General features: G+C 56.4%; 26 protein-coding genes. 6 read left to right on the top strand and 20 right to left on the bottom strand.

Features of this window, described 5'->3' with window-relative positions:
• The first annotated feature begins 5 nt into the window (after positions 1 to 5).
• The 4 genes from rplC to GS646_RS14745 are packed head-to-tail and all read left to right on the top strand — an operon-like array spanning position 6 to position 2,267.
• Positions 6 to 731 carry a 50S ribosomal protein L3 gene (gene rplC, locus GS646_RS14760; protein WP_170574972.1) on the top strand — a complete coding sequence of 242 codons (726 nt, stop codon included), beginning with the start codon at positions 6 to 8 and terminating at the stop codon, positions 729 to 731.
• Positions 728 to 1,345: a 50S ribosomal protein L4 gene (gene rplD, locus GS646_RS14755; protein WP_155148664.1), complete on the top strand. Its 618-nt coding sequence runs from the start codon at positions 728 to 730 to the stop codon at positions 1,343 to 1,345. Before rplC ends, rplD begins: the two co-directional genes overlap by 4 nt.
• Complete coding sequence (locus GS646_RS14750; RefSeq protein WP_008757532.1) at positions 1,342 to 1,638, top strand: 50S ribosomal protein L23; 297 nt, start codon at positions 1,342 to 1,344, stop codon at positions 1,636 to 1,638. Before rplD ends, GS646_RS14750 begins: the two co-directional genes overlap by 4 nt.
• Entirely contained in the window at positions 1,635 to 2,267 is a 633-nt protein-coding gene (locus GS646_RS14745; protein WP_171648973.1) for a hypothetical protein, read from the top strand. Before GS646_RS14750 ends, GS646_RS14745 begins: the two co-directional genes overlap by 4 nt.
• Positions 2,268 to 2,482: 215 nt before the next feature.
• On the opposite strand, the gene GS646_RS14740 is transcribed toward GS646_RS14745, so the two are convergent.
• From GS646_RS14740 to rplB, 19 genes are all read right to left on the bottom strand, one after another.
• The gene (locus tag GS646_RS14740) at positions 2,483 to 2,695 is read right to left on the bottom strand and encodes a DUF1127 domain-containing protein (protein WP_171186667.1); all 213 of its coding nucleotides are present in this window, start codon (positions 2,693 to 2,695) and stop codon (positions 2,483 to 2,485) included.
• 240 nt (positions 2,696 to 2,935) lie between these two features.
• Complete coding sequence (locus tag GS646_RS14735) at positions 2,936 to 3,547, bottom strand: hypothetical protein (RefSeq protein WP_171186665.1); 612 nt, start codon at positions 3,545 to 3,547, stop codon at positions 2,936 to 2,938.
• A 223-nt stretch (positions 3,548 to 3,770) separates the two neighbouring features.
• Positions 3,771 to 3,959 (bottom strand): 50S ribosomal protein L30, encoded by a 189-nt coding sequence (gene rpmD, locus GS646_RS14730; RefSeq protein WP_050605831.1) that lies wholly within the window; start codon positions 3,957 to 3,959, stop codon positions 3,771 to 3,773.
• A 12-nt stretch (positions 3,960 to 3,971) separates the two neighbouring features.
• The gene (gene rpsE, locus GS646_RS14725; RefSeq protein WP_155148691.1) at positions 3,972 to 4,541 is read right to left on the bottom strand and encodes a 30S ribosomal protein S5; all 570 of its coding nucleotides are present in this window, start codon (positions 4,539 to 4,541) and stop codon (positions 3,972 to 3,974) included.
• Between the two features lie 116 nt (positions 4,542 to 4,657).
• Entirely contained in the window at positions 4,658 to 5,017 is a 360-nt protein-coding gene (rplR, locus tag GS646_RS14720; protein ID WP_039523386.1) for a 50S ribosomal protein L18, read from the bottom strand.
• A gap of 11 nt (positions 5,018 to 5,028) precedes the next feature.
• Complete coding sequence (rplF, locus tag GS646_RS14715) at positions 5,029 to 5,562, bottom strand: 50S ribosomal protein L6 (RefSeq protein ID WP_170467582.1); 534 nt, start codon at positions 5,560 to 5,562, stop codon at positions 5,029 to 5,031.
• 11 nt (positions 5,563 to 5,573) lie between these two features.
• Positions 5,574 to 5,966: a 30S ribosomal protein S8 gene (rpsH, locus tag GS646_RS14710; protein ID WP_170373360.1), complete on the bottom strand. Its 393-nt coding sequence runs from the start codon at positions 5,964 to 5,966 to the stop codon at positions 5,574 to 5,576.
• Between the two features lie 13 nt (positions 5,967 to 5,979).
• Positions 5,980 to 6,285, bottom strand: coding sequence for a 30S ribosomal protein S14 (rpsN, locus tag GS646_RS14705; protein WP_068340744.1), 306 nt, complete (start codon positions 6,283 to 6,285; stop codon positions 5,980 to 5,982).
• 19 nt (positions 6,286 to 6,304) lie between these two features.
• Positions 6,305 to 6,865: a 50S ribosomal protein L5 gene (gene rplE, locus GS646_RS14700; RefSeq protein WP_171092004.1), complete on the bottom strand. Its 561-nt coding sequence runs from the start codon at positions 6,863 to 6,865 to the stop codon at positions 6,305 to 6,307.
• Positions 6,858 to 7,169 (bottom strand): 50S ribosomal protein L24, encoded by a 312-nt coding sequence (gene rplX / locus GS646_RS14695; RefSeq protein ID WP_171092002.1) that lies wholly within the window; start codon positions 7,167 to 7,169, stop codon positions 6,858 to 6,860. The genes rplE and rplX overlap by 8 nt, the downstream gene beginning before the upstream one ends.
• Positions 7,170 to 7,171: 2 nt before the next feature.
• Positions 7,172 to 7,540, bottom strand: coding sequence for a 50S ribosomal protein L14 (gene rplN / locus GS646_RS14690; RefSeq protein ID WP_008757934.1), 369 nt, complete (start codon positions 7,538 to 7,540; stop codon positions 7,172 to 7,174).
• 75 nt (positions 7,541 to 7,615) lie between these two features.
• On the bottom strand, positions 7,616 to 7,846 hold the full coding sequence (gene rpsQ / locus GS646_RS14685; protein WP_171092001.1) for a 30S ribosomal protein S17: 231 nt from the start codon (positions 7,844 to 7,846) through the stop codon (positions 7,616 to 7,618).
• 4 nt (positions 7,847 to 7,850) lie between these two features.
• On the bottom strand, positions 7,851 to 8,057 hold the full coding sequence (gene rpmC / locus GS646_RS14680; RefSeq protein ID WP_010437082.1) for a 50S ribosomal protein L29: 207 nt from the start codon (positions 8,055 to 8,057) through the stop codon (positions 7,851 to 7,853).
• 432 nt (positions 8,058 to 8,489) lie between these two features.
• On the bottom strand, positions 8,490 to 9,110 hold the full coding sequence (locus GS646_RS14675; protein WP_171186661.1) for a 2OG-Fe(II) oxygenase family protein: 621 nt from the start codon (positions 9,108 to 9,110) through the stop codon (positions 8,490 to 8,492).
• A 235-nt stretch (positions 9,111 to 9,345) separates the two neighbouring features.
• Entirely contained in the window at positions 9,346 to 9,759 is a 414-nt protein-coding gene (gene rplP, locus GS646_RS14670; protein WP_117872242.1) for a 50S ribosomal protein L16, read from the bottom strand.
• 12 nt (positions 9,760 to 9,771) lie between these two features.
• The gene (gene rpsC / locus GS646_RS14665; RefSeq protein ID WP_171091997.1) at positions 9,772 to 10,479 is read right to left on the bottom strand and encodes a 30S ribosomal protein S3; all 708 of its coding nucleotides are present in this window, start codon (positions 10,477 to 10,479) and stop codon (positions 9,772 to 9,774) included.
• A complete protein-coding gene (rplV, locus tag GS646_RS14660; RefSeq protein ID WP_039538267.1) occupies positions 10,479 to 10,859 on the bottom strand; it encodes a 50S ribosomal protein L22 in 381 nt (126 codons plus the stop codon). The genes rpsC and rplV overlap by 1 nt, the downstream gene beginning before the upstream one ends.
• 3 nt (positions 10,860 to 10,862) lie before the next feature.
• On the bottom strand, positions 10,863 to 11,141 hold the full coding sequence (rpsS, locus tag GS646_RS14655; RefSeq protein WP_005980699.1) for a 30S ribosomal protein S19: 279 nt from the start codon (positions 11,139 to 11,141) through the stop codon (positions 10,863 to 10,865).
• A gap of 3 nt (positions 11,142 to 11,144) precedes the next feature.
• Entirely contained in the window at positions 11,145 to 11,987 is an 843-nt protein-coding gene (gene rplB / locus GS646_RS14650; protein ID WP_008757664.1) for a 50S ribosomal protein L2, read from the bottom strand.
• Between the two features lie 457 nt (positions 11,988 to 12,444).
• On the opposite strand from rplB, the gene GS646_RS14645 reads away from it, so the two are divergent.
• Positions 12,445 to 12,951: a hypothetical protein gene (locus GS646_RS14645; RefSeq protein ID WP_171186659.1), complete on the top strand. Its 507-nt coding sequence runs from the start codon at positions 12,445 to 12,447 to the stop codon at positions 12,949 to 12,951.
• A gap of 303 nt (positions 12,952 to 13,254) precedes the next feature.
• On the opposite strand, the gene GS646_RS14640 is transcribed toward GS646_RS14645, so the two are convergent.
• Positions 13,255 to 14,289, bottom strand: coding sequence for a fatty acid desaturase (locus GS646_RS14640; RefSeq protein WP_171186657.1), 1,035 nt, complete (start codon positions 14,287 to 14,289; stop codon positions 13,255 to 13,257).
• A gap of 318 nt (positions 14,290 to 14,607) precedes the next feature.
• Between GS646_RS14640 and rplO the strand changes: the two genes are divergently transcribed.
• On the top strand, positions 14,608 to 15,081 hold the full coding sequence (rplO, locus tag GS646_RS14635) for a 50S ribosomal protein L15 (RefSeq protein WP_171091991.1): 474 nt from the start codon (positions 14,608 to 14,610) through the stop codon (positions 15,079 to 15,081).
• The last annotated feature ends 76 nt before the right edge of the window (positions 15,082 to 15,157 follow it).

Here is a 15,157-nt window from a genome sequence, read left to right as displayed (position 1 = left end):
AGATTATGCGCTCTGGTATTATCGCAAAAAAAGTTGGCATGACCCGCCTGTTCATGGAAGACGGCAAGCAGATCCCTGTGACCGTGCTTCACCTGGACAACCTGCAGGTTGTAGCACAGCGTACCGCTGACAAAGATGGCTACACTGCCGTTCAGCTGGGCGCCGGTGCTGCCAAGGCAAAACGTACCTCGAAAGCCATGCGCGGTCACTACGCCGCTGCCAAGGTTGAGCCCAAGCGTAAGCTGGCTGAGTTCCGCGTCTCTGAAGATGGCCTGATCGAAGTAGGCGCCGAGATTTCGGCAGAACACTTCCTGGAAGGTCAGAAAGTTGACGTTTCGGGTACCTCGATCGGTAAAGGCTTTGCCGGTGCAATGAAGCGCCACAACTTCGGTGGTCTGCGCGCCTCGCACGGTGTTTCGATCAGCCACCGTTCGCACGGTTCGACCGGTCAGTGTCAGGATCCGGGCAAGGTGTTCAAAGGCAAGAAGATGGCCGGTCACATGGGTGCTGCCCGTGTAACCACCCAGAACCTGGAAGTTGTCAAAACCGACGCCGACCGGAACCTGGTCTTCATCAAAGGCGCCGTTCCCGGACCGAAATCAGGCTGGGTCACCGTCAAGGACGCCGTGAAGAAGAAAGCACCGGAAGGCCTGCCTTTCCCGGCTGCTGTGAAATCGGCTGCAACCGAAGCACCTGCGGAAGAAGCTCCCGCGGAAGGTGGTGAAGCATGAAACTTGATGTAATCAAACTGGACGGCGGCAAAGCCGGCGACATCGAGCTGAACGCCGATCTGTTCGGTCTCGAGCCTCGTGCGGACATCCTGCACCGTGTGGTCCGTTGGCAGCGCAACAACGCGCAGGCCGGCACCCACAAGGTCAAGACCCGCTCGGAAACCAGCTACTCGACCAAGAAGATCTATCGCCAGAAGGGCACCGGTGGCGCACGCCATGGTGACCGCAACGCGCCGATCTTCCGCAAGGGTGGTATCTACAAGGGCCCGACCCCTCGTTCGCACGGCCACGACCTGCCGAAGAAGTTCCGCAAGCTTGGCCTGCGCCACGCTCTGTCGGCCAAAGCCAAAGCAGGTGAACTGGTTGTGATCGAGAACGCCGAAGCCGAAGGCAAGACCGCCGCACTGGCCAAACAGGTTGCAAACCTGGGCTGGAAACGCGCTTTGGTCATCGACGGCGCGACCGTGAACGAAGGTTTCCTGAAGGCGTCGCGCAACATCGAAGGTCTGGATATCCTGCCGTCGATGGGTGCAAACGTTTATGACATCCTCAAGCGTGACACCCTGGTGCTCACCAAAGCGGCTGTCGAAGCACTGGAGGCTCGTCTGAAATGAGCGCGAAGGCAGAACACTACGACGTGATCCGCAAGCCGATCATCACCGAAAAGTCGACCATGGCGTCCGAAAACGGCGCGGTTGTCTTTGAAGTGGCGATCGACAGCAATAAGCCGCAGATCAAAGAGGCCGTTGAGGCGCTGTTTGGTGTGAAGGTCAAAGCGGTGAACACCACCGTGACCAAAGGCAAGGTCAAGCGGTTCCGCGGCCAGCTGGGTCGCCGGAAAGACGTCAAAAAAGCATATGTGACCCTGGAAGAGGGCAACACAATCGATGTGAGCACCGGTCTTTGATCCGACGCTTACTGCGACTATTTACGGCCTCGGCGGTTCAACCCGCCGGGGCCGATTTCGTTTCGGACCCTGAAATTGAGCGGGCGCAGGTGCTGGAACGGATGCGGGCATTCAGCACCGAACCTTATTTCCAGATTGCTGACGAGCATTTGGGGCTTTTGTCGGTTTTCGATGATCTGAAATACGACCGGGCGGATGTGGACATGATCTCTCCGGCGATGCGTCGCCATGTCGTCGGCAAGCTTGGCCCGCTGGGGTTCCGTCAGACCTCCGGCACGGTGTTGGAGCACGTCAAAGCGGACATGCGCGTACATGTTCCAAAGTTCCATGCCCTTGGCGCGTCGCCCTTCGACATCACGCGCTATACGGACAAGCGGGCTCAGGACTATTGTCTGCTGACCCCGACGCAGGTGGCTTGCCAGTTCGTCGACCACTATGCGTTGGACGATGCCGTGCAGCGGATCGAAACGCTTGTTAAGAAGCATCCGATCAACCTGCTCAAACTGGCGGATTATCTGGAAGGCAAACCCAAGCACCGCGCGTTTCGTGAGGTGCTGGGCCATATCAAGCTCAAGCAGCGGATTGCAGTGGAGTCAGAACCACTCTGCCGTAGGCGGTCTTTGGGGTAGGGTGTCAGCAGGCCGCGGATCGGCGAAACGCATAGTGCGGGACGCCTACGGTTGGAAAGCGACATAGAGCCGGATTTTAGCTTCGTACAGCGTCATTGCGATCTACAAGGATTTTCCCCTGCTGTGGCGCGTCTTCTAGCCATTCTGAGAGCCAATGCATGAAGCAAAAAAGGCGCCCTTTGGCGCCTTTGTGTCTTGCTTCCGGTTGTTCGAATTTACGAACAGTAGACATGCTTGTGTGCGATATCCGCGATGTCACAACGACGGATGCCGATGTCATCGAGTTCCCGGTTGCTCAAACGTTGCAGCTCGGAAAACGTGCGCTGGTACTCGGCAGCACGGGCACGCGCGGCTTTCACGCGTTCGATCATGTCCGTAATCCGTGCAGTAAAGTTCAAGCCTGAATGTGTCAGTGCAGCAGTTGTCATCTTTTTGTTCCTTTCTCAAATCAAGGCGTATTCCTTGACGTTTCCTTTTTGTGTTCCTTGTTTGGACAAGGCTGAGATAAGGTCGAAAGTTATCGCTAACAACGGAAGTTTCGGTCTAGCCGATATGCACCAAGGGAATAACAACTGGGCGACATGTACGTGACCGTGTGCAGCGCAAAACCTGAGTGTTTCCGCTCGATGTACCCAGAGTGACTTTTTCGTTGCTGGGGTGAATTGACTCTAGCTGCTTAGACTCGACGCAGCCTGAACAATTCGTCTTTCTCCCAAGGGAATCGGATGGTGGTATTGCGCCCCGTCTTCTGAAAAGACCAGCCTTTGAATTTTTCGAAAGGACTCAAGGTATTCTGCGTAGCTCGTTACATCTACTGCCTTGGGCGCGGGCAGGATGTCTCCGAGGGGGCCGTAATAACCAAGCACACTGATCTCCATCTCGGCCTTGCTGTGACCCAGCTGTGCTTCTGCTGCGATATTTGGAATTGACACCTGCGCCCCCAACTCAAACCGGTCGGCATTGACCTCAAGGCGCACAGAAACCCCGACCTCGTATTCTTCACCATCAGTGTCGAGCAAAACGGTAAATGACTTTGCTTCCTGAAAGACGCCGACCCGTTTACCCTTAAACTCGATCCCCAGAAGGCGAGGGAAAAGGGTGGATCGGCCCTCAGCGTCCCAGAAATAAGATCTCGCAACAGTTATGTGCCGGTCCAGCTTTAACCCGTTGGATGCGTTCGCTCCTTGCGTCGTTCGGATGAGTTTTTCTGCTTTTTGATACTTTTCGTCACCGATTCTAAGAATCTCGGATTCGGCAGGTTCGGACACTGTGTCGGTCATCAAAAAACCCCCTGACTATGTGGCCCTAAAGTCTAGCCAAAAAGCCGCAAAAGTCGAGGATTCCCCCGCCCTCAGGTGTTTCTGGGCCTGTGGGCGCATGCCTTTGGACTCGGTGTTGTGGTCCTGCAGATTGGTGTTGGCTGGGCGTCCAGGTATCAATGACAAAAAAAACGCCCCTGAATGAAGTCAGGGGCGTTCTTTGAAATTCTCGAAGGTTTCGGGCTTAGCCGCGCTCTTCGACGATCTCGACCAGATGCGGGATCTTGCGGATCATGCCACGAACCGAAGGAGTATCTTCCAGCTCACGGGTTTTGTGCATCTTGTTCAGACCCAGACCGATCAGGGTTGCGCGCTGTTCGGCGGGGCGACGGATCGGGGAACCGATCTGTTTGACGACGATGGTTTTTGCCATGGGTCGCTCTCCTTATGCTTCTGCTTCAGCAGCAGCAGGTGCTTCGTCCCGCTTGGGCAGGATGTCGGCAACTTTTTTGCCACGACGTGCGGCAACCGAACGCGGGCTCTGCTCTTTCTGCAGGCCGTTGATGGTGGCGCGGATCATGTTGTACGGGTTCTGCGAGCCCAGCGACTTGGACACAACGTCCTTGACGCCCAGCATTTCGAACACGGCACGCATCGGACCACCGGCGATGATACCAGTACCTTCAGGTGCGGTGCGCATAACCACTTTACCGGCGCCGTGACGGCCTTCGATGTCGTGGTGCAGGGTCCGACCTTCGCGCAGCTGCACGCGGATCATTTGACGCTTGGCTTGTTCGGTCGCCTTACGGATGGCCTCAGGTACTTCTTTCGCTTTACCTTTGCCAAAGCCGACGCGGCCTTTCTGATCGCCGACAACCACCAGAGCGGCGAAGCCAAAGCGCTTACCACCTTTTACGGTTTTCGACACGCGGTTGATTGCGACCAGACGATCTGCAAATTCCGGTGCCTCTTCACGGTCGCGGCCACGGCCCCGACGGTTTTCACGTTCTGCCATTTGGCATCCCTTTTCTCATGTGGCGCTTGTGACGCCGTTTACTTCAATCCAAGTGAGCCCCGACTGTTGCCGAGGCCCCCGGATCATCGGGGCAGCCGCAAAGCTGCCCACAAGTCTTAGATCTTCAGACCACCTTCACGCGCAGCGTCGGCGACAGCCTTCACTTTGCCGTGGAACAGGAAGCCACCACGATCGAAATAGGCCTCTTCGACGCCTGCCTTCTTGGCACGCTCGGCGATGGCCGCGCCCACTTTGGTGGCCGCTTCGACGTTGTTCTTGCCAACAACACCCAGATCTTTTTCCAGGGTCGAGGCCGAAGCCAGGGTCACGCCACGAACGTCGTCGATCAGCTGAACGCTGATGTTCTTGTTCGAACGGTGAACCGACAAGCGTACACGGCCGGCGTTGACTTTGCGAAGTTTGTTCCGAACGCGCAGGCGGCGCTTCAGAAACAGGGTTCTTTTGCTGTTTGCCATTGTTTGCGTCCTTACTTCTTCTTGCCTTCCTTGCGGAAGATGAACTCGCCCTTATAGCGGATGCCCTTGCCTTTGTACGGCTCGGGACGGCGCCACTCGCGGATTTTGGCCGCGGTTTCGCCCACCAGCTGCTGGTCGATACCTTCCACAACGATTTCGGTCTGCTTCGGTGCGGTGATGGTGACACCTTCCGGAGCAGTGAAATCAACATCGTGGCTGTAGCCCAAGTTCAGCTTCAGGGTGTTGCCCTGCATCTGAGCCCGGTAACCAACACCCTGGATCTCCAGCTCTTTTTTGAAGCCTGTGGTCACACCGGTTACCAGGTTGGCAACCATGGTGCGGCTCATGCCCCACTGCTGGCGGGCACGCTTGGACATGCCACGGGGGTCGATCTTGACCACGTTGTCTTCAACCGACAGCGTTACGTCGTCGGTGGCGGTGAAGCTGCGGGTGCCTTTCGGACCTTTCACTTCGATGGTCTGGCCGGACACAGAGGCGGTAACGCCGCTGGGCAGCTCGACCGGTTTTTTACCAATACGAGACATTGCAGACCTCCTTAGAAGACGGTGCAGAGCACTTCGCCGCCAACATTGTTGGAGCGAGCGTTTGCGTCCGACATCACACCTTTCGGAGTGCTGACAATCGACACGCCCAGACCCTGACGGACCTGCGGGATGTCATTGACGCCCATGTATACGCGACGACCGGGTTTCGAGACCCGCTTCAGTTCGCGAATAACAGGGGTGCCTTCGTAGTATTTCAGGCTGATTTCGATGGCCGGATGACCGTTTGCACCGGTCGTCTTTTCATAGCCACGGATGTAGCCTTCGTCCGCCAGCACGTCCAGAACCCAACCGCGCAGCTTGGAAGCCGGGGTGGAAACGGTGGACTTGCCGCGCATTTGCGCGTTGCGGATACGGGTGAGCATATCGCCGATAGGATCATTCATATCTATGTCTCCCTTACCAGCTCGATTTCACCATGCCGGGGATCTGACCAGCAGAACCCAGCTCGCGCAGCGCGATACGGCTGACCTTCAGCTTACGGTAGTAAGCGTGGGGACGACCGGTCAGCTGACAACGGTTGTGAAGACGTGTAGCCGAGCTGTTGCGCGGCAGTTTCGCCAGTTTCAGACGCGCTTTGAAACGCTCTTCCATCGGGCGGCTCTCGTCATTCGCGATTTCTTTCAGCTCGGCACGCTTTGCGGCATATTTGGCCACCAGGCGTTCGCGCTTTTTCTCGCGTTCGATCATTGCTTTTTTAGCCATGTCTCAATCCTCCCGGCGCTTACGCGTTGAAAGGCATGTTGAATGCTTTCAACAGGCTCTTCGCTTCAGCGTCGGTTTTCGCTGTGGTGGTGATTACGATGTCCAGGCCCCAGACTTCGTCGACTTTGTCGAAGTCGATTTCCGGGAACACGATGTGCTCTTTCATGCCCATGGCAAAGTTGCCACGACCATCGAAAGACGGCTTAACACCGCGGAAGTCACGAACGCGCGGCAGCGCGATGGTGATCAGACGATCCAGGAATTCGTACATCCGGTCACCGCGCAGGGTCACTTTCGCACCCAGCGGCATGTCTTCACGGACGCGGAAACCCGCGATCGACTTCTTCGCCTTGGTTGCAACGGCCTGTTGACCAGCAATCGCCGTCAGATCTTCGACAGCAGCTTTTGCTTTCTTCGAGTCTTTGACCGCCTCAGCACCACAACCGATGTTAAGAACGATTTTTTCCAGCTTGGGCAGCTGCATGTCGTTCTTATAGCCGAACTCTTCTTTCAGAGCGGCACGGATGGTTTCAGCGTACTGTGCTTTCAGACGCGGGGTGTAGGTTGCGTTATCAAGCATCAATCACGTCCCCTGTGGTCTTGGCGAAGCGGACCTTCTTGTCACCTTCCATGCGGAAGCCAACGCGGGTTGCTTTGCCGTTCTTGTCCAGCAGCGCCAGGTTCGACAGCTCGATCGGGTTTGCCTGAGGCAGGCGACCACCTTGTGAGGTTTGCGACTGACGGGTGTGGCGGATGGCGATGTTGATGCCATCGACAACAGCTTTACCGGCTTTCGGGTCAACCGAGGAAATGGTTCCCTCTTTTCCCTTGTCCTTGCCGGCCAGCACGACGACCTTGTCGCCTTTGCGGAGTTTAGCAGCCATGATTACAGCACCTCCGGAGCCAGCGAGATGATTTTCATGAAGTTCTTGCCGCGCAGTTCGCGAACAACGGGGCCAAAGATACGGGTACCGACTGGCTCGTTGTTGTTGTTCAGGATGACGGCGGCGTTGCGATCAAAACGGATCGCGGTGCCGTCTTCGCGACGGACTTCTTTGGCGGTGCGTACGACGACGGCCTTACGGACGTCACCTTTCTTTACGCGGCCGCGCGGGATGGCTTCCTTCACCGAGACGACAATGATGTCGCCAACGGAGGCGTATTTACGCTTGGAACCACCCAGGACCTTGATGCACTGAACTCGGCGTGCGCCGGAGTTGTCAGCAACATCCAGATTGGTCTGCATCTGGATCATGTGGTTTCTCCCGACCTGTGGGGGCTGGTCTGATTAGATCCCCCAGGGTTTCGACAAATGAAAAATCCCGGAAGCTTACGCTTCCAGAACTTCCCAACGTTTCGTCTTCGATTTCGGCGCGCATTCGATGATGCGTACGGTGTCGCCGACCTTGAAGGCGTTCTTTTCGTCGTGAGCCCGGTATTTCTTGGACTTACGAACGGTTTTCTGCAGCAGCGGGTGCTTGAAACGGCGTTCAACCGAAACAGTCACGGTCTGCTCATTGGCGTCGCTGGTTACGATTCCGGACAGGATACGCTTGGGCATAGGATTACTCCTCCGATGCCGCGGCAGCGGCCTTTTCGTTCAGAATGGTTTTGACGCGGGCAGCATTGCGGCGGGCCGCTTTGATACCAGCTGTATTTTCCAGCTGACCGGTTGCCTGTTGAAAGCGCAGGTTAAAGCTTTCTTTCTTCAGGTTGGCCAGTTCCTCGCGGAGCTGGTCCGGGGTCTTGTCACGCAGTTCTTGGGCGTTCATCGCCTTTTTCCTTTGCTCAAAACACCAGAAGGCCCCCTTGCAGGGTCACCTTGGACCTGGTGGATGAATGATAGACATGCGAATCCCCCGACTCGGCCGGGGGACTTGCAGGATGCCGCCGTATAAGGGTTTAGGGGGTGGGTGGCAAGGGAAAGTTTGGAGAGAATCTATCGGGTCAAAAAACTGATTGATCGCTACAAATCTTTACACGCATCCAAAACCTGAAAGAACACGTAAAACGTTCCGCCCATTGTTGCTGCCCAAACAACCAATTCAAGCGTTGTGAGGTCGCCTAACCCCCGCAATCCGACCATCTTTAAGGTGCTCTCTCGAAAATTCCAGCCTGTTCGATAGAGCGTCAATAGGAACAACACCAAAGCGCCACTCCAGAATACCGGAGTCGCAACTTCCATTGCATGCCTGATACAGGGGTCAATCCCACTTGTAGTTGAAGCTGACACTGATCCGCTCGTCCTCGGCCATATTCATCGGCACTTCGTGGCGCAGCCAGCTTTCCCACAGTAGGACGTCGCCTACCTGTGGCTTCATATAGATGAACGGCTGCAAATCCCGCCGTCCGCCTTTTAGACGCGTCGGCGCGGCCATCATGCGGCCCGAGCGCGGATCTTCCAGCTTCAACGCGCTCGCCCCTTCGGGCATCGCCACATAGGTCGTGCCTGAAATGACGCTGTGCGGGTGCAGGTGGCTGGAGTGCATACCACCTTCGGGCAGGATGTTGATCCACAGATCCTCCAGCTTCAGCTCTCCTTCGCCGAGATCAAACTCCAGATCCTTGGCAAAGGCCGCCACGTGTTGATCCAGCACTCTCACCAGATCGGCAAAGATCGGGAACCGCCAGGGCAGGTCCGTCAGCGAGGCATAGCTGGTATAGCCGGAATAGCCGTTTTCTTCGCACCAATCCTGTCCGGCCTCGTCATCTTCGGCGATGACAAGGCAAGAATTTTCAAGCTCCTCCGCGTCGATTTTGGGACCAAACTCGGACAAAGCTGCGCGATAGAGACGGGTAACGAAGAGTGATTCAATCTGTGCCATGCGCCCTCTCTTAGACCAGTGATGCGGGGAAGGCGATGGCGGAATTGCGAGGCTCTGCCTCGCGCTCCGAGATATTTTTGGCCAGATGAAGCAGGGATCCATTTTTCATCTGGCTGAAAATACCTCGGGGGAGGCGCGGCTTGCCGCGGCGGGGGCAGCGCCCCAACATAAAACCCCCGCCGGTGTCCCGACGGGGGGTCAATCTTTTAACGAACAGGGCCTGAGCCCCAATCGCTTACCAGTCTTCGCGAACCACTACGCGGGTCTTGATCGGCAGCTTCATCGCAGCCAGGCGCAGGGCCTCGCGGGCGATGTCGTCATTGACGCCGTCGATCTCGAACATCACGCGACCGGGCTTGACCTTGCAAACCCAGCGGTCCACCGAACCCTTACCTTTACCCATACGAACTTCGATCGGCTTTGCAGTGACCGGAGTGTCGGGGAAGATACGGATCCAGACACGACCCTGACGTTTCATGTGACGGGTCATGGCACGACGTGCAGCTTCGATCTGACGCGCGGTGACGCGTTCAGGCTGCAGAGCTTTCAGACCGTAAGTGCCAAAGTTCAGATCAGAGCCGCCTTTGGCTTCACCCTTGATCCGGCCTTTGTGCATCTTGCGGAATTTTGTACGCTTTGGTTGAAGCATCTCAATTCCCCCTTAGCGACGGCCGCCTGCACCGCGAGGTGCCGGACCATCCTGGAGTTCCTGTGCTTTACGGTCACGTGCCTGCGGATCGTGCTCCATGATCTCACCTTTGAAGATCCAGACCTTGATCCCGATGATCCCGTAAGGAGTCATCGCTTCGGCATGTGCGTAATCGATGTCGGCACGCAGGGTGTGCAGAGGCACGCGGCCTTCGCGGTACCACTCGGTCCGTGCGATTTCGGCACCACCCAGACGACCAGCGACGTTCACCCGGATACCCAGGGCGCCCATGCGCATGGCGTTCTGAACGGCACGCTTCATCGCGCGGCGGAACGAGACACGGCGTTCCAGCTGCTGAGCGATCGACTCGGCAACCAGTTGACCGTCGAGTTCCGGCTTGCGCACTTCGACGATGTTCAGGTGCAGTTCGCTGTCGGTCATCTTGGCCAGCTTCTTGCGCAGAACTTCGATGTCCGCACCTTTCTTGCCGATGATGACACCCGGACGTGCGGTGTGGATCGTGACGCGGCACTTCTTGTGCGGACGTTCGATGATCACACGTGCAACACCGGCCTGCTTGCACTCTTTGTTGATGAACTCACGGATCTTGATGTCTTCGAGCAGAAGATCACCGTAGTCCTTGGTATCAGCGTACCAGCGGCTGTCCCAGGTGCGGTTGACCTGAAGGCGCATGCCGATCGGATTGACTTTATGTCCCATTAGGCTTGCTCCTCAACTTGACGCACCTTGATGGTGATCTCCGAGAACGGCTTCATGATCTTGCCGAAACGGCCACGGGCACGCGGGCGACCGCGCTTCATGACCAGGTTCTTGCCAACCCATGCTTCGGCGACGATCAGCTCGTCAACGTCCAGGTTGTGGTTGTTTTCGGCATTCGCGATTGCGGACTGCAGGCACTTCTTGACGTCCTGCGCGACACGCTTGTTGCTGAAAGTCAGGTCGGTCAGAGCCTTCTCAACTTTCTTGCCGCGGATCATTTGCGCAACCAGGTTCAGTTTCTGCGGGCTGGTGCGAAGCATGCGCGTTTTCGCCATTGCTTCGTTTTCAGCCACGCGGCGGGGGTTCTTTTCCTTGCCCATGACTTACTTCCGCTTCGCTTTTTTGTCTGCGGCGTGGCCATAATAGGTACGGGTCGGCGAGTATTCACCGAACTTCTGACCAATCATGTCTTCCGAGACGTTGACGGGAATGTGCTTCTGGCCGTTGTACACACCAAAGGTCAGACCCACGAACTGGGGCAGAATGGTGGAACGACGCGACCAGATTTTGATGACTTCGTTGCGGCCCGACTCGCGCGCTGCTTCGGCTTTTTTCAGCACGTAAGCATCGACGAAAGGACCCTTCCAAACAGAGCGAGACATAGATTAACGTCCCTTCTTCTTGGCGTGCCGCGAGCGGATGATCAGCTTCTGGGACGCTTTGTTCTTGTTGCGGGTACGCTTACCCTTGGTGTCCTTACCCCACGGCGTAACCGGTGTACGGCCACCCGAGGTACGACCTTCACCACCACCGTGCGGGTGATCGATCGGGTTCATTGCAACACCGCGAACCGACGGGCGCACGCCTTTGTGGCGCATGCGACCGGCTTTACCGAGGTTCTGGTTCGAGTTGTCGGGGTTGGACACGGCACCGACGGTGGCCATGCATTCCTGACGGACCATGCGCAGCTCGCCCGAGCTCAGACGGATCTGAGCGTAGCCGCCATCGCGACCAACGAACTGAGCGTAAGTACCAGCCGCACGTGCGATCTGACCGCCTTTGCCAGGCTTCATCTCGATGTTGTGGACAATGGTACCAATGGGCATGCCCGAGAACGGCATTGCGTTGCCCGGCTTGATGTCGGCCTTGGCGGATGCCACGACTTTGTCACCAACAGCCAGACGCTGCGGAGCCAGGATATATGCCTGCTCGCCGTCTTCGTATTTTACCAGTGCGATGAATGCGGTCCGGTTCGGGTCATATTCGATCCGCTCGACGGTTGCCGCGACATCAAATTTGTTCCGTTTGAAGTCAACGATCCGGTAGAGACGCTTTGCGCCACCGCCGCGGCGGCGTGAAGTGATCCGTCCGGTGTTGTTCCGGCCGCCCGATTTGGTCAAACCCTCAGTGAGAGACTTGACCGGACGTCCTTTCCAAAGCTCCGAACGGTCGATCAGCACCAGCCCGCGCTGGCCCGGCGTCGTCGGCTTGTACGACTTGAGTGCCATGCTTTCTGTCTTCCGTTTAGCAAGTGCAGGGAGTTCCCCCGCTATGTGATAGGCCCCCGTAGGTGCCAAGGGTATAGGGCCCCGAAGGTCCCCGGTTACAAATATCAGAGGCCCCGGAACGAATCCGAGGCCGCAAGATTGGGAGCATTTAACAGGGTTGGGGGTGGGTGTCTATAGGGCGATAGATTTTCTGGTTTCACGTTTTTGCGTCTGTACAATGCCTCTATGGCAACTCTAGACTCGTGTAGCTTCGCCAACCTAGTATCGAACATATTCGACGAATGAAGGCTAAAGAAAGCGGACTTCGTGAGTTACCCTTTCCACCGCGTCGTCTTTGGCAGCAGAAATCGTTTCCATCACCAAAGTAGTGAGTTCAAATCTGTTTGACGGGAGTTTCCTACTTCAAAAAATATCAGCGTTAGAATAGCAGCCGGAGAATAAAGCGAGGCGCTAAGACATGACTGAATTCATTTTGAGCAACGTGACAGTTTATTCATCAATTTGTCAGGATGCATTTCGCAACATTGAGGATGATCACATTGAGCTTCAGCGAATGATGCCTGATGGAGTAGTAATAACGAGGAAGACACTTGATCTAAGCCAACGTAGTTTCAAGAACGCGTTGATACTAATCGTGTTTTCAGGGATGTGGTTGGAGGCAATTCTGCACCTGCTAATTGTCGAACACCACAGTAAGACAAAGTACAACCAGAATGATAAAGCCACCTATGAGGAAAAAATGAAGTTGCTGGGGGTTGGAGATGACGAACTATACAATTCTCTGAAGTGGTTTAGGGATTTGCGCCGCGAGGTGGTGCACGAAAAAGCATACTTTGACAGAAAAAATGTGCGTATTGCGCAAGACGAAGCTCAGAAAGCCCATGCGCTGATGGGTAAGGTGTATAGTTGTCTTGTCCAAGCCAAAATTTTGGACAGTCACTTAGAAAACCATCCGACTGCCTAGCTATACAATGACGTTTCAACCCACTAAAAAGATTGGCTATCTTTCACGAGCAGGCTCAGGAGGGCGTTAAACCGGTTCCCATTGAGCCGCGACCAAGCGCGGGACTAGGCCGAAGGCCGCTGCGCCAGCGACTGCCCGTCCCGGCGGGCTGGTGCTTTGAGGACGTTTACGCCTAACTATGAGGTCTGATGTATCTGGCACCATAAAGCGCGCTGATCAACCGTTGCCGCGCCATCCTACGGGCAGTCGCTGGCGCGGCTTATCGATCGGTCGGAACGATCAGGGTCTGGGTCAGGTTGCCCCTCACCCATAGAGCGACCGCGCCTCGGCGAAGGACAGCAGGCGGCGGCTTTGCTCATCCCACAGATGCAGCCGCGCGTTGGCGAGGCTTTCGCGGATGGTCATTCGGTTGCTGTTGGCCAGCTCATCATGATCGCGCAGCACTTCGGGCAGGCGATAGAACGGAATGCGGCTGTACAGGTGATGCACGTGGTGGATGCCGATATTGGCGGTGAACCACTGCAAGACCGACGGCAATATATAATTAGAGCTTCCGTGCAGTGCCGCTTCGTGCAGCTGCCAGTTCTCATCTGACTCCCAATGTGTGTCCTCGAACTGGTGCTGCACGTAGAACAGCCATACTCCGGCCGCTGCGGCAATCAGGGTTGAGGGCAGGAAGATCAGCAGCATCGGCATCACGCCGCCAAAATAATAGACCGTCAATAATATGACCAGAATGGCGACATTGGTGGCCATCGCACTGACCCAGAACCTGACGCTGTCGGTCAGCCCCAGCGGAAGGCGGTTCTGAAACAGAAACAGATAGCCGGGGCCAAACACAAACAGGGTGATCGGATTCCGATAGACGCGATACCAGAACCGGTTCATTGGCGTTTTGGCTTGATACTCGGCCACAGTCAGGGTGTGGATATCGCCCATCCCGCGCTTGCCCAGATTGCCCGAGCTGTTGTGATGCGTGGAATGCGTGCGACGCCAGACATCATAAGGCGTCAGTGTCAGAACGCCGATCCCGCGCCCGACCCAGTCACTGAGGGCCCGGTTCTTAAAGAACGCGCCGTGCCCGCAATCATGCTGGATGGCAAACAGGCGCAGCAGAAAGGCCGCATTTAGCACGGAAATCGCGAAGGCCAGCCAATAGCTGATCGACAGCGACATCCAGGACAATGCCCAAAGCGCGAAGAATGGAACAATGCTGACGCACAGCTCGAACGAGCTGCGCAGTTCGTCCGGTTCGCGATATTTGGCAAGAGTTGTGACCCAGTCACGTGCGGCGGTTTTCTCCGGCTTGTCCCGAAGCGAGTGAGAAGGGTGAGTCATGCGCCTGCCAGTCTGGTGTTTTCAGGCATCCCGATAGACTACCACCCCGGCATGGCAAGTGGTTTCTGTCAAAACCGCTGCAATTCGTAGTCAAATAACGGTCAGAATGCAGTGAGCTTGTCATTTAGGTATCATCTGGAAACCTCATACAGGGGCTTGTGACCGTACCGCAGGCCAGACGGCAATCTGCAGGCTTGCCAAGCCCCGCCATCGGGCCTATACGCCTGCGGTGGCTTTCCGCCATGAGAATCAAAACCAAGAAATGCCGTGTTTGGCCCATCACGCTTCGGGGGTCATATCCGGCTTAGGAGAAGCGAAATGAAACTGAACGAATTGCGCGACAATCCTGGCGCCGCACCGAAACGCACGCGCGTTGGCCGTGGTCCGGGTTCCGGCAAAGGTAAAATGGGTGGCCGTGGTATCAAAGGCCAGAAATCCCGCTCGGGTGTGGCCATCAATGGCTACGAAGGCGGTCAGATGCCATTGTACCAGCGTCTGCCAAAGCGTGGCTTCAGCAAGCCGAACCGCAAAGCATTCGCCGTTGTTAACCTGGGCCTGATCCAGAAGTTTGTCGAAGCCGGCAAGCTGGATGCTTCGGCTGCGATCACCGAAGACGCTCTGGTTGCGTCCGGTCTGGTCCGCCGCAAGCTGGACGGTATCCGCGTTCTGGCCAAAGGCGAAATCAGTGCCAAAGTGAACCTGGAAGTAACCGGTGCTTCGAAATCTGCCGTTGAGGCAGTTGAAAAAGCGGGCGGTTCACTGAAGGTCACAAAAGCTGCTGCGGCAGAGTAATCGCTTGTGAGCGGGCCAAGACCCGCTTACATAGACCTCAGAGTTTTCCAAGACGCCGTCCGAGCCGGAAAACGGT

The sequence above is a fragment of the Ruegeria sp. HKCCD4315 genome, assembly GCF_013112245.1.
Lineage (GTDB): Bacteria > Pseudomonadota > Alphaproteobacteria > Rhodobacterales > Rhodobacteraceae > Ruegeria.
The sequence above is the reverse complement of the archived record's forward strand: the minus strand, read 5'-3'. Positions and strand labels throughout refer to the sequence as shown.